Source organism: Nitrospira sp. NS4 (assembly GCF_049546785.1).
Lineage (GTDB): Bacteria > Nitrospirota > Nitrospiria > Nitrospirales > Nitrospiraceae > Nitrospira_D.
In genome coordinates, this window is the sequence record NZ_JBMWAN010000004.1 from 161,449 (window position 1) to 174,930 (window position 13,482).

The 13,482-nt window shown below is 57.4% G+C and carries 14 protein-coding genes; 3 read left to right on the forward strand and 11 right to left on the reverse strand.

The window, feature by feature from the left end:
- Positions 1-288: 288 nt before the first annotated feature.
- Entirely contained in the window at positions 289-666 is a 378-nt protein-coding gene (locus tag ACO9S2_RS12655) for a response regulator (RefSeq protein WP_423722736.1), read from the forward strand.
- A 129-nt stretch (positions 667-795) separates the two neighbouring features.
- Positions 796-1,248 (forward strand): hypothetical protein, encoded by a 453-nt coding sequence (locus ACO9S2_RS12660; protein ID WP_423722738.1) that lies wholly within the window; start codon positions 796-798, stop codon positions 1,246-1,248.
- A gap of 2,582 nt (positions 1,249-3,830) precedes the next feature.
- Here ACO9S2_RS12660 and ACO9S2_RS12665 read toward each other — a convergent pair.
- From ACO9S2_RS12665 to ACO9S2_RS12715, 11 genes are all read right to left on the reverse strand, one after another.
- Positions 3,831-4,079 (reverse strand): hypothetical protein, encoded by a 249-nt coding sequence (locus tag ACO9S2_RS12665; protein ID WP_423722739.1) that lies wholly within the window; start codon positions 4,077-4,079, stop codon positions 3,831-3,833.
- A 19-nt stretch (positions 4,080-4,098) separates the two neighbouring features.
- Positions 4,099-4,647, reverse strand: a complete 549-nt coding sequence (gene lexA / locus ACO9S2_RS12670) for a transcriptional repressor LexA (protein ID WP_423722741.1) — start codon at positions 4,645-4,647, stop codon at positions 4,099-4,101.
- 397 nt (positions 4,648-5,044) lie between these two features.
- Positions 5,045-6,130: an ABC transporter ATP-binding protein gene (locus tag ACO9S2_RS12675; RefSeq protein WP_423722743.1), complete on the reverse strand. Its 1,086-nt coding sequence runs from the start codon at positions 6,128-6,130 to the stop codon at positions 5,045-5,047.
- Positions 6,115-6,789 carry a molybdate ABC transporter permease subunit gene (gene modB, locus ACO9S2_RS12680; protein ID WP_423722744.1) on the reverse strand — a complete coding sequence of 225 codons (675 nt, stop codon included), beginning with the start codon at positions 6,787-6,789 and terminating at the stop codon, positions 6,115-6,117. Before modB ends, ACO9S2_RS12675 begins: the two co-directional genes overlap by 16 nt.
- Positions 6,790-6,867: 78 nt before the next feature.
- Positions 6,868-7,071, reverse strand: coding sequence for a TOBE domain-containing protein (locus tag ACO9S2_RS12685; protein WP_423722746.1), 204 nt, complete (start codon positions 7,069-7,071; stop codon positions 6,868-6,870).
- A 45-nt stretch (positions 7,072-7,116) separates the two neighbouring features.
- Complete coding sequence (locus ACO9S2_RS12690; RefSeq protein WP_423722747.1) at positions 7,117-7,395, reverse strand: hypothetical protein; 279 nt, start codon at positions 7,393-7,395, stop codon at positions 7,117-7,119.
- Between the two features lie 28 nt (positions 7,396-7,423).
- Entirely contained in the window at positions 7,424-8,191 is a 768-nt protein-coding gene (gene modA, locus ACO9S2_RS12695; RefSeq protein WP_423722748.1) for a molybdate ABC transporter substrate-binding protein, read from the reverse strand.
- A 15-nt stretch (positions 8,192-8,206) separates the two neighbouring features.
- Positions 8,207-9,982 carry a porin gene (locus ACO9S2_RS12700; RefSeq protein WP_423722749.1) on the reverse strand — a complete coding sequence of 592 codons (1,776 nt, stop codon included), beginning with the start codon at positions 9,980-9,982 and terminating at the stop codon, positions 8,207-8,209.
- A 74-nt stretch (positions 9,983-10,056) separates the two neighbouring features.
- Entirely contained in the window at positions 10,057-10,740 is a 684-nt protein-coding gene (locus tag ACO9S2_RS12705; RefSeq protein WP_423722750.1) for a hypothetical protein, read from the reverse strand.
- 140 nt (positions 10,741-10,880) lie between these two features.
- Positions 10,881-11,750 carry a molybdate ABC transporter substrate-binding protein gene (modA, locus tag ACO9S2_RS12710; RefSeq protein WP_423722751.1) on the reverse strand — a complete coding sequence of 290 codons (870 nt, stop codon included), beginning with the start codon at positions 11,748-11,750 and terminating at the stop codon, positions 10,881-10,883.
- Between the two features lie 36 nt (positions 11,751-11,786).
- The gene (locus tag ACO9S2_RS12715; RefSeq protein WP_423722752.1) at positions 11,787-12,971 is read right to left on the reverse strand and encodes a substrate-binding domain-containing protein; all 1,185 of its coding nucleotides are present in this window, start codon (positions 12,969-12,971) and stop codon (positions 11,787-11,789) included.
- Positions 12,972-13,186: 215 nt separating this feature from the next.
- Between ACO9S2_RS12715 and ACO9S2_RS12720 the strand changes: the two genes are divergently transcribed.
- Complete coding sequence (locus tag ACO9S2_RS12720; protein ID WP_423722753.1) at positions 13,187-13,357, forward strand: YezD family protein; 171 nt, start codon at positions 13,187-13,189, stop codon at positions 13,355-13,357.
- Positions 13,358-13,482: the final 125 nt, after the last annotated feature.

Sequence of the window (13,482 nt, forward strand, 5' to 3'; positions counted from 1 at the left end):
TAGTGGGTAGGCACCCAGTCGCAGCAAACGAAATGGGAGCCACATGCGATGCGAACGCTGCGAGGGCTTGATGCGGGAAGAACAAGTGGTCGTTTCCGGAGGAACCGTCAACACCAAGGGGATTTCCGCATGGCACTGTCCGGACTGCGGAGGGATTGAGTACCGCACCTCTGTGACCCATCGTCTAATCCTGGAAGAGGTAGCCCCCCATCCGGTGCAGCGCACGAGTGAGGGGGGTAGACCGGACCGTAGGTTCACCGACGGCATGAGAAAAAAAGGAACATCGTTATGGCCACAATACTGCTTGTCGATGATGAGGAGCCGGTACGAAGGCTGCTGCGTATGACCCTGGAACGTGACGGCTATGACGTGGAAGAGGCGGTCAATGGCCGTCAGGCCCTGGCCCTGTATGAAGAGCAACCAGTGGACTTGGTCATCACCGACATTGCCATGCCGGAAATGAACGGCTTCGAGTTGATTGAGGTATTAACCCGAAGGTTTCCCGACGCCAAAGTGATTGCGATGTCCGGTCTCGCCGAGAACTTATCCATCGCCACACTACTCGGGGCGCGTGAGGCAGTTCAGAAGCCGGTCAACATCGATCGACTGTTAAGAATGGTCAGTGCCGAACTGGCCGGGCCGCTGCGGATACCAACGGGAGGATAACATGACAAGACGACCTCGGCTGTGAGCCGCTATGCCCCCGTCGGCCCAACGGGGACCTGACTACCCCCGGACAACGCCCCTCCTCCGTAGGATAGCGATTCTCTAGGTCATACTCGTACCCTGAGCCGTATGAAGGACAGGCATCCACCCATCCAGTGGCGAGCGATTGTCCAAGGAGTGGCCATTGTCTACGGCATCACCTTTGCTGCCGGACTGGTCTTCGCCTTCAACGGGATCACCGCACAGAAAGATCATATGATGTATCTGCTACTCGCACTGCTGACAGGTGCGGTCGGAGTAGCGGTCGCCCTTAGTGTCGCTGACACAACACGGCCTTTGTATCTTGTGGCGATTGGAGCGGGAGTCTGGCTTCTCAGTTCGACCAGTGTCTTACTTGGCACACAGTCCTTGAGCGACTGGGTGAGGAGTAGTGCCTTCATCGCGGCGACGGTGGTTCTTGGCCGACTGTTGATCGGAATCAGGCTCGATATAGGTCCAACACCGGTCCTGTCCTTTTCACCCATCAGGCAAAAGAACCCCTCAGCCGCACAGACACGCCGGACCGGAGCACCACGCTTGTAATCGCAAGACCCTTCGCGTCCCCGTGCTCTAGGCCATCGCCTGCCCAATGTCGCCTTGCTACTTCCTTGTAGGCGTCTCGTTTAGATGCACAGCGCCTGCCGCCATTGACAGCCGCGAGTATGACCATGCCCCAACCTCCTCCATCGGGTGGCTCGACACGGCGTTCAACTCAGTGACGACGCGCCGACGGGTTGGCATCGGCAGAAGACTTCCGCGGTGCGCACTAAGCACGGTAGTGAAGTAATTCTAAGAGACGCATCACGTCCCGTAACCAAAGGAAGTCCTCGCAGGTCCCCTACGTCGATTCTCGCGGCAGCCTTCATGTGAGCTCTAAGCGCTGTCTCCGACTGTGCAGAAATGCACTCGTCGGGACTCACCGACCCTCTCGTTACGATGCTCACCGGCCGACCGGGTGTGACCGCTAATCAGGCCATAGGGGAATCAGGTCGATGCTGACCTTTGACGGGGAGAAACTGCTCAGTAGGGACTTCAACGCGCTCGCCAGGATGATCCGCGGATCAGAGACGGACATGGAGACCGCGAAGGATTTGGGGAGCCGTCACCGGACCGATTGGCGATACCGCGGGATTGCAGTCCGCCCTTTCCCGATCAGGTATGGGGTCCGAAATGGTCGGGAAGTTCTCAGGCGTGCTCCCGGACTATGTCGGGAAGACAGGTGGCGGGCCGGCCAAGCAATTGTCGGCCGCGGTGTTGAAGTAATCGAAGCAATCCCTGAACGGATCTTTTCCTGATTTCTTGGATACTAGGCTAAGGGGCCATCACCTCGAACTCGGCAGGGACGGGTTCAGGATTCTCTTCCCACCAGGAGCCGAGCCTTCCGGCAGTGCCCAGACACAAAATGGAAGCCGCGTAGGAAACATCACGATTCTCTCTGAAGAACGGCACCATGGGCGATATCGATGACAATCTCATACCAGGCGAGCAGGTTCTCTTTCGAACCCGTATCCTGACGTCGGCGGAGAAACACCTGCAGGTTCCCCCGGCTACAGCCACACCAAGCTTGCTCAACCCTGAGCCCTTCGTCTTGTTCCGGCGGCGGAATAAAGAATCCCGGGGTATCCGCTTTTGTCCAAGCAAATCCTCATACCTGTCGCTGGGTGTCGGTCGTTTCTGACGCGCGCTGATACAGACCTTCACTGCTATGCCGCTCCCAAACCAAGACCGCTCGTGCTCCGGCCATTACCGGCCTCATCGTCATGACCGCTGGAGGGAACCCATCGCCTGATTGGTATGACCGTTCCATTCAACAGCCCAGCCACCCTTCGTCGCTGCATCGTGGTCGACGCGCTCGGAATAAACCGGCAACCATTCCCGGCGCCTGTTCAGCTTCGTCCACCCAGCCCGAGACCTCACCCCAGAACGGAGGCACGAGAAACAACTCCCGCCCTCTTCTTGCCCGACATCGGTCATCGGCGTGGCCACAGTGCCAGAGCAGCATTCACTCCGGTGCGATCCCACCCGTGCGATGGCAGAACCAGCCCCTGCCCGACGGCCTCATGCACCATGCCGCAACAGTTCCTGAAGACAAAATTTTACTCGCCGCACAATCTCTGATATACATGACACAGCAATTCACATTCAGACACCGAAGGGGGGTGGGGTTCTCATGGCAACGAAGAAAGCAGCAACGAAGAAAGCCGCAGCGAAGAAGCCGGCTAAGAAGGCCGCCGCGAAAAAGAAGAAGTAGTAGGCGCCCATGAGGAGGCGGCGGCCACGTCGCCTCCTCACCTTTACTCCTGCTCGATGAAACCGCATCTCGAACGCACCAACCACAGTTAGAATTTTTCCCGCAGCACTTCCTGTCGGCTTGTCCGCCTGATCGCACCCACTCCCGCGACGGCTCATCATCCGACACCGGAGCTTCATGAAGAAGAGAAAAACGGGTGTGCTTCCATCCGATTGGAGTCACCCCTGACGGACAAGACGTCATCCTACCGCCACCGGGAAGGGGGACTTGGTCAGAGCGAGGGCCCGTGGGTCACGGCTGAGATATGGAATCCGGCCAGAGAGTCCGAGGGGCGGATGGCAGAATGAGAAGATCGCAATGAGACAAAAAAATGGGGAGGTGATGGCCACATCACCTCCCCGACTTTCTCTGGCCGGGGGAGTCCCCTTGGCACCAAGAAAGCAGCAACGGGATCATATCACGAAAAACCAGTCGAAATCAGTTATAATTTACTCTTTACTATCATATACTTATGAAACTTCCTGGCGAGATGCCCTCGCCATCATACGGATAGAAAACCTGAAGAACCGTGCGATCATAATCGAGACCGGCAGGAGAAATGAGCGGGAAGCCCCTATGCCAGGCAACCGGTTGCCCTCTCGCGATGAGTCTCCTTCCGGCGTGAACCAGGACGCTTGCCCTGCACGGGCGAAGCCCGCCCTTCCCGCTCACCTATCCGCAGCACCCGCCTGAGTAGACCTGTCTCTGACGATTGACCAGCCAGCAGAACGGGCACAGATCGACTCTTGAGCGTGTGACGCAATCCACCGAGGCCATTCGTCCCTCCACCACCATGCCGCACTCGGCGCAGGGTCCACTCACTGCGCACTCGACGTTATGCTCTTGAACCGTCATGGGAGACCACCTTCCTGTTCGGACGGACCTTCCGATTGCACACTGCCGACATATATTCCTGACCGGATTTGAATCCCACCAGATTGCGCCAGAACCGGACCGGCAGCGGCTGAATCTTCGATTGATGCAGCTCACAGCGGACTTCCTGGAGTTGTCCGTTCAAAGAATCGATGGTTCGTTCGAGGCTGACCAACCGGTCCGTCATACGGGTCTGTCCTACGGTAAGCATCTTGTCCTCCTTCCCAAGATTAGATGGCACAATGGCGGATTACACCGATAAGGAGCCCTTCGATATGGAACTGATCGTTCGGGGTCACGATGATCGGCTGCATGGCCGCATTGGCGGGGTGCAGTTCGATATGCGTGTCCTTCCTGAAATAAGTTTTAATCGTCGCTTCCTGGTTCACTAAGGCGACGACCGTTTGCCCGTTGCGGGCATGTTCCTGCCGCCGCACGATGACGAGATCACCGGGCAGGATGCCGTCGTCTTTCATCGATTCGCCTTTCACGCGTAATGCGAAAGTTTCTCCTCCGCGCAGCATGCTCGGCGGAATATCGACGAGATCGGATTGCAGGACCGGCTCAATGGGTGACCCGGCTGCGACCAGCCCGGCCATCGGAACCTCTGCCCGCCGTTGGAGCTGTTCGAGCGCCACCAGCACCATTCCGGGAATGCGTCGCATCCCGGCCTCGTAGCGGGCAACCGACACTCGCGTCGTCTGCAATGCATCGGCCAGCTGCTGTTGCGTGAGCCCCAAGCCCTCTCGAATCCGCTTTAGATCATTCGCCGTCATCATGTAACCAATGGTTACATGACAAGATCCCCCTTGTCAAGCGAAGAAATCAGCATCTTTTCACTGAAATGAAGGGCCGCTGTGAATAGTGACCCGTAAATCGCTCCTCGGCAGCGGGACTTCTTGCTGAATCTCTTCTCCCATCATCGATGGCAAGTAATTCACGCCATGCGCCGGAACACCCACCCTAGGTGGCAGACAACCAAAGGGAAGCTTTGGCCAAGACCCAGACAGCTTGTCCAGCGGCTGGCGGATTCACGTCAACCGGGGAGTGAGCCTGTTGCCACGCACGGACTTTTCAACAGAAGCCGGGGGAAGAGGCGACAGCGAGATATTGATTAAGAATGGGACTCTCAGCTCCATGGTGTAGGCTGATAAGGCCGGCGGCTTTCCCGCCTTTTCATCGTGAGATCAGATGCACGGCGCCGGCCTTCATTGCCGCCGTCACCGGACTGCCGACACGCAACGCGAGTTCCTCCAACGCCCCCCGCGTCACCAGCGCGGCAAGCGGAAACCCGCAGTCGATCGTGACCTGCACCATCACACCCTGGGGCGTCACGGCGGTCACGGTTCCGACGAGATGATTGCGCGCGCTCGTCATCCCGCTGCCCGCTTGCTCCAACACCACATCCTCGGCCCGGATACAGACCAGCACCGGCGCACCGACCGGATCCGTCCCCAGTCCTCTGAGCGTCGTGCCGTTCACCCGCACCGTGGCCAGACCATTGCGTTGTTCGCTCACACTCCCCTCAACCACCGTTTCGACGCCGACGATCTGGGCCACTTCGGCATTCTTCGGGCGGGAGAACACGTCTTGCGGCGAACCGACGTGCAGCACGTTCCCTGTGCCCATCACGGCAATGACGTCGCCGAAGGTCAGGGCTTCGGTCCAATCGTGCGTAACAATGATGGAGGGCAGGGCCAACTGCGTCAGCACGTGCCGCAAATCGCCCCGCACCTGTGCCCGTGTGGGTGCGTCGAGGGCGGAAAGGGGCTCATCGAGCAACAGCAACTGCGGCCGCGGCGCGACGGCCCGCGCCAGCGCCACCCGCTGCTGCTGTCCGCCGGACAATTCGCGCGGCTTGGCCGACTCCAGGCCCTCTAACTGGAACAGCGTCAGCATCTCCGCCACCCGTTTCGTCCGTTCGACGGGCGACAACTCTGCGAGTCCGTACCCGATGTTTCCCGCCACGGTGTAGTTGGGAAACAACGCATAGTCCTGGGGCATATAGCCGATCCGGCGCTGCTGCGGCGACACACGCACCCGCGCCGAGGTATCGAGCCACGTACGCGAGATAAACCGGATGGTCCCCCGCTCCGGCCACTCCAGGCCCGCGATCGAGCGGAGCACAGTGGTTTTACCGGACCCGGATGGGCCGAACAGCACCAGGGAGGTCGCCTGATCGAGGGCGTACCGGATCGCCGCATGGATCGGCGGGCGGCCCGGATACGTCTTGGTGATGTCGATCGCTACTTCTGCGGCCATGCCGACCAGACCTTTCGGTTCATCGCATACACCGCCAGCAGCACGACATACGACACGACCAGGAGAAAAAACGCCGTCTTGGCCGCGCCCCCATAATTCAGCGCCTGGACTTCATCATAAATGTCGATCGACACTGTCCTCGTTTCCCCGGCGATATTGCCGCCCACCATCAACACCACCCCGAACTCCCCCAGCGTATGGGCAAAGCTCAGCACCACGCCCGTGATGAGGCCGGCGGTCGAGAGCGGCACGATTAGCCGGAAGAAGGTCTGCACCTTGGACCGGCCCAGCGTCCAGGAGGCCTCGATCAAGCGACGATCGACCTGCTCGAACGACGAGGCAAACGGCTGCACGGCAAAGGGCAGACTATACAGAATGGAGGCCAGCAAGAGCCCTTCGAAGGTAAAGGGAAGCGGATGGCCGACCAGGTCCGCATAGAAACGACCGAGGGGACTATGCGGCCCGATGGCGACGAGGATGTAGAACCCGAGCACCGTCGGCGGGAGCACCAGAGGCAACGCGACAATCGACTCAACCAGAAACTTCCAGCGCCACTTTGAAAACGTGACCCAATAGGCGATCGGCAGACCGATGGCCAGGAGCGCAAGTGACGTCAGACTCGCCAATTTGAAGGTGACCCAGATCGCGGTCCAATTCACAATTTCGCCTTCGTCACGATCTACCCTGCCGAAACCGGCGCAATGGTAGGAAGCCGCGACCTCGACAGTCAACGCACGCTATTTGCCGATCATGACTTCCGTCGCCTTCACAGCGACCAGTACAGAGTCGTTGACCTTCAGCCCCATCCCCTTGACCGACCCATCTGTAATCGCCGCTACAAATTCCAAGTTGCCTACCTTTACGACTACTTCAGCCATCGCCTGCCCTTCCTTGATGCTCGTCACCGTCCCCTGGAACTGATTCCGCGCGCTGAGCTTCATCGCATACTCCTTTTGTTAGGTGATTGATACCTCGCGCTTCTCCCGCTACTTGCAGTGAAACTGAATCCCCCACCGCCGGCCCGTGGCTTCTCCTTCCCCCCCTTCCACACTCGACATGCTGCCGTAGCCTTTGACTTCACCCTCTCGAACCACCGCGTACCCAGCAGGGCATTTCTGGTCCATACGCTTCAGTGCATCCTTTCGATGCGGCGATCCCATCGGACCGCCTCGCTCCTCTTTGAATAAATAGGTCACAACCCCGCCCGTCTCGCTTTCATGCGTGAGCGACACCGCTTCGGAACAGGCCGAACAAAGGAGCGCCATCGCGGCGGACAAGATTGCCTTGAACTGATTAGTTCGGCAAGGTGAAGCCATAGCGGGTCATGATCTCCTGTCCTTGAGGCCCTTTGATAAAGTCGAGGAACTGCTTCGCGGACTCCTGTTGTTTTGACGATTTCAAAATCACCGCGCCCTGCTCAAGCGGCGGATGGGCCTCCGCGGGAATCTCCCAATAGGTCCCCTTGGTTTTCATGGCGGGCGCCATGGCCAGAGACAAGGCGATAACCCCGATGTCGCAGGCGCCGGATTCGATGAATTGCGCGGCCTGGGAGATATTCTCCCCCATCACCAGCTTGTCCTTCACCTGCTCATAGACCTTGGCATATTCCAATGCGGCCACCGCGGCGCGGCCGTACGGCGCATGTTTCGGGTTGGCGATGGCGATCTTCTTGATGGTCGGCTCGCGCAACGAATCGAACCCTTTGCCCACGCTAATCTTCGATTCGTTCCCGGTCCAGATGACGATCCGCCCCACCGCATAGCGATAGAGCGACCCGGGCACGGTCAATCCGGCCTCTTCCAGTTTCCTGGGATACCCGATATCGGCTGAAAAGTACAGATCGAACGGCGCGCCGTTCTGAATCTGCGCGTAAAAGTTTCCCGACGACCCCAATGACAGCTTCACATGGTCCCCAGTGGTCTTTTCATACTCGGCGACGAGCTCCTTAAACGCAAAATTCAGATCCGACGCCGCGGCGATAGTGATCTCGCCAGCCTCTGCATGGACAGCGGTAATTCCCAGCACCAATATCGTGGCCAGTATAAGAACCAGTCGTGTCATCACAGCACACTCCCTTTAGAAGAAAATAGAGTATTGTATCCGTATGGCATTTTCGATCAAGCTTTTCTGCACCGCATCCAAGGGAACAGTCCCGGAAGAAGTACCGGTAGGAAAAACACCGGCTCCACTAGGCAGTGGCGCACTTCTGCCGATCGCAAACCCACCCGTCCCCATAAACGCGTTGGTGTATTGAATCTGAATCTGGTGATCGTAGGTGCCGCTAAAATAATACGAGAGCGCAAAATCCGCCTGCTTAATGAGATCACCTGCTGCATTGGTGTCCGGATCCCAATAGGAATAGCGGGCCGCCGCTTGCAGCTTCCGAGGGATCAAGAAATAGCCGGTCTGCACGTACCAGCCCGTCGCATTGCCGAGCAAACCGGGCGCGAACGCCGTACAGGCGGTACTGGTTTGACTCGCGGTCTGCATGCAGGGCGCGCTTTTTTGATGACGGTCGATGTTTTTCCAATACCATTCCCCCTGCAGCGAAAACCCCCGGTACTTAAACACCGTGTCAAACGCATAGGTGGAATAATCCAACGTTCCCCAGCCGAGTTGACGACCGTTTCCGAAAGTTGCCAGCTGGCGCCTGACGTTCAGGTTGGCGAGGTCAATGCCGACGAATGCATTATTCGTCGACGTATTGATTCCAGGATTGTAAGCATAGCCGCCGCCGACCGCTAACTGGGGGGTTTCCGAGTAAGCCATGTCCCCTTCTCCATAGCCGGGGCGTCCCAGAATATTGAAGTTCAATCGAGCGGAATACATGAGCTGGCTGACGCTTGATCGAAAGTTTGCGTTCAGGTTCCGCTGATTCGTGGAGCAACCAGGGGATGTGCCGCCGGTCTGGCCTCCCGGACAATCCGCTGTCGGCTGTTCACTCTCGTACGTGCCAAAGCGGTTGAACCCTGGCCCTAAACCGTTAAACACCCCGAAATAATAGTTGACGGGATAAATTTCTTCATCGTTCATGATGGTGATACCGATATCGCGCCGGTTCAACCCGCTCGCAGTAAACGCATCCATCACACCTGATCGTTCCGCGAACTGCATCGAGGTCGCATTGTTGATCTGGGAACGGTTAAAAAATACCTTATATTGACCTGCCATGACATTGAACCAGGGCACATGAGTGCTCGTCACCGCCGCGTCCATCAACTGTACGGACCCAGGATTTTGGGCATTCTCGGCGGTCTCGCCGGCCAACTGCACAAAGTATTTGAGATCGGGGGTAAACAGGTGTCCCATAAACATGAGCCGGGCTCGCCTGATGTTGAATGTACTCGCGTCGTTCGTCGAGCGCTGCGCTCGATAGTCGCCGAACACCCCGAGCAATTCGGGATAATTTTTGGCATCGCCGGGATCCCGCCAGCCATCGTTGCGGTAGCGCTGGGTAAACCGCATCTGCACGAATCCTCGGATCTTCAGCAAGAACGCATTGTCGTTCATCGAAAAGTTAAATCCACGGTCGTACCAGGCCCGAAAACTTGGCTGGAGCAATTGCGTCCTTCGTTCCGATTCCCCGATGACCTTGTTGTATTCTTCCTGTGTGATCGTGCCCTGCTTGACCGCACGCTCCAACAGAAGCCGCGTGGCCGGGTCCATGTTCTCGACAAAGACATACTGCCCTTCTTTCTCTACGAGCTTTCCAGCCTCGGCCGCATGAGCCGGGCGCGGATTGGAAATCCCTATCACCGCCATCACCAGTATTGTGAGGCAGAGCGCCCAACGGCACATCCTGTGTTGTGGTTCAGACATCCGCAGTCCCGTTTCCCGCAAACGAATGTTCATAACACCAATCTCCTTGATCAATTCAGCAAGAAGCTCCATGACGACGATTTAAATGATGACGGTGAAAGAGTGGGTTACTGCATACCCGTACCGGGAGTTCCAATGGTGGGAACGTTTTTCAGGAACTGCCGGTATTCCAGGCCACGAGTCCCAGCTTGATCCGTAATCCAGAATCGCCCGGGCTCGAAGAGCAGGAGATACGTTTTGGGTTGAGGCGGAAGTAACGGGTAGTGTTGGTAGTAGTTATCGATGTGCCGGATCGGAACCTCTGTATGGAAGTATTCAATGCCGAGATAGAGATTTGCTTCTCTGATCGCAATCCAGCCTGCTGTGACGCTGCGCGAGTCGGCCGGATTCATGCCTGGTGCGAACAACGCGAAATGCACCCGCTCTTCCGGTCCAGCCGCACGCAGCCCATCGACCAGGTGAACGGCCAGGTGCCCGAGTTCATCTTCCCGGAATAACTGCTTAGGAGGAACCTCTTCTGCAAACCATCGCAGCGGCAACTGCTGCTCCTCCCGAAGCGAGAACCCGCGCAAGATCGCGGTCACTTCTTCGGCCGTCAGCTGAGCCGGATGAGAATATCCCGCAGGCTTCACTTCCTTTTGCAAAGCGACCTTGACCTGCGGCCCCTCATGCACCACTTTGGTCGTATAAGGGAGTCGCGCACAACCCGCGAGCACGATGCCGCCCACGCTCAACATCACCAGGGCACATACTGCAAACTGGAACCTCCATCCGCTTTTAACCGTGACCATCGAAACCCTCCTTCATGGTGCAGCTCAAATTACTATTGTCCACTATGATTTCCATATGACCTGTATAGTTGCATCACAGGGCAAAAAAAATTGCCTATGCCCTATTTTTAAATATTCGCGCTGATCATTCTCAGGTTTTTTCACTCACGTTCAGCGCGCAGGTGGTCTTTGTTGACTTCCTTTTTTCCGTTGGCCGGCACTCCATACCCCAGCTGTTTGATGATCGCTTCCGCGTCAGCACCCCGGACGTAGCTCAGGAATTCTTCACAGAGAGCGCGATTCGGACAGAATCGTTCCATCGCCATCGAATACGTGACCGGACGGTCTAGCTTTCCTGACGCCGCCGCGACCACGCGAACACGGTTCGCTTCTCGAATTGCGTCAGGCCCAAAGACGATGGCTGCATCGGCTTTGCCGTTCATCAGATGATCGAGCACTCCTCTCGCATCCGTCGCGACATCCAGACGACCCTTCCATGTCTCCGCCCCTCCGACTGCACGAAGAAGCTCGTCTGTCTTTTGTCCCAGGACGGTTAATTTCGGATCGGCTACCGCGATTCGAATGCGAACATCTTGCGCGAGTGCCTCAAAGGAGGAAGGTGCATCGACCAACGATTCAGGCACGACTAGGACCAACGAGGCGGTGGCATACGGCGTGCGGGACTCAGGCAGGACGTAGTTCCTATACTCAAGTCGCGTGATCAGTTCCTCGCCGCCTGGAGCTATGACATGGATCGGACCGGAGCCGATAAAATATTTGGTTCCGTCTCTGTTCTGCATCGTGGCAATCATCTGTCGCAAATCCAGGCCGGATCCATAATGGAGTTGGACTTTCACGTCAGGATGTGTCGTCTCAAATGCGCGGCCGAGTGCTTCCAATGGAGCAGCCAGGCTTGGCGATCCCGCAATGACCAGCGTTTCGCCCCCGAAAACCGGGCCTATGAGTCCGAGCGTCACCCCCATAACGAGAAGGGCTATTCTTGTCGCGAGATACGTTGTCGCTATTCGCATGGTCTGGTCCCCACCAATTAATTATTCAGCGGCGTACTACAGCGATTGCAGCTTACCGGTTTCTCTCGTGTCGTACCCACCGATGGAGGCGATTTCATTTCGGAAGGGACGGCTGGCCAGCGTGTCGAAGAGATGATTCAGAGACGGATGACTGGAGAGATAGGCTTTCGGCACAACCAGATCGTAGCGGGCCGACTGGAGCGGAATGAAATCGAGCCCATAGCTTTGGGCGGCAGACCGGATCCCCACCCCCACATCCGCCTGGCCCTCCGCGACCAGCCGGGCGACTTGCAGGTGAGACGCTGCGGTGCGATCATAGCCCTTCACCTGTGAACCGACCAAACCCGCGGCGCGCAACCGCTGATCGAGCAGCAGCCTGACCCCGGCCCCTTCCTCCCGATTGATCAACGTCACGTCATCACGCACCAGGTCGGCCACGGCGTGAATCTGCTTGGGATTGCCCTGCCGCACCAGCAATCCTTCTTCCCAGGCGGCAAAGGTAATCACCTCATAGGCGCTCGCCTTCAATTGACGACGGAGGAACGGCAGATTGCACTCGCCGGTCGAGGCATCGGTAAGATGGATGCCGGCCACGTGCACCTCGCCCCGCTGCAAGGCCTGGAGCGCAGCGGTGCTCCCCATCGTCCAGCCCACCACACTGGTCTGGTCCTTCAGGCGACGAAGATGCTCGCCGGCCAGGAAGATCGCCGGATCGCATCCCGCCACCGCAATCTCCTGCTCAATCGCCTGACGATCCCGCGAGAGCCGCACCTGAGCGACAGGAGCATCCGACCGTCCCCGCCCCGCCGCCCCCTGCGACATAAGATATCCGTCAGCCGCCACAGTATAGCTCAACACTTCGCCGAGACCGGTCACGGGTCGAGCGAAAAATCGCCCGCTCACCTTCACGACCTTCACCCGAGACAGCGGACGTTCAGCGCTCCCCTGCCCGGGCACATCGATGAGACGCGCCTCGATTACTTCACCAGGGGATTGCAGAGAGAAGAGGTCTTCAACGGAGGTACCCAGCACACGCGCAAGCTGAAGAGCCACAACTGTAGTCGGGAGATAGCGATTGGCTTCGATGGATGAAATGGCCTGCCGTGTAATGTCGGCGCGTGTCGCCAACTCTGCCTGCGAAAGCCCCTTGGCGACACGGATTTCCTTGAGGCGATTCAGAAAGGTAGAGGGAACTCTGGGAACTGGCTTTCGCTGCGGCATGCGGAATCAAATAGCAAATGCACTTTACAATTGTCAATCATGTTTGCATCAAGAAAAATTCATTTGCCAGTAGGTGAGCGCCTCATTTTGTCGTCTTTTACAAATTTAATCATTCGATAAATTAATTGTTGACAATGTGAGTTCATTTACTATATTTAAATAAATATGATTCTTGATCGGGTTTATGTACTTTGATGAGCGTTGGTCCTAGGCACATGGAAATCAAAGGAAATCTCCCCAAGGGCGCAGATGACATCCTTCGATACGCACTGAAGGAGATTCGCTATGGATCCATCGAAATCGTCATCCACGACTCGAAAATTGTTCAGATCGAACGGAGGGAAAAATTCCGTTTGGACCCCACCACCACCCGATTTCACCAGTGAGACGCCCATGACCAACCCCCATCGCTGTCGACGCTCACGCTAACCACCAGCCGTCCAGACAACTGGAGGCGCTTCATACACACATCTGTTTACTGGCACCACGAACTGACCGCGCCATCGGAAGT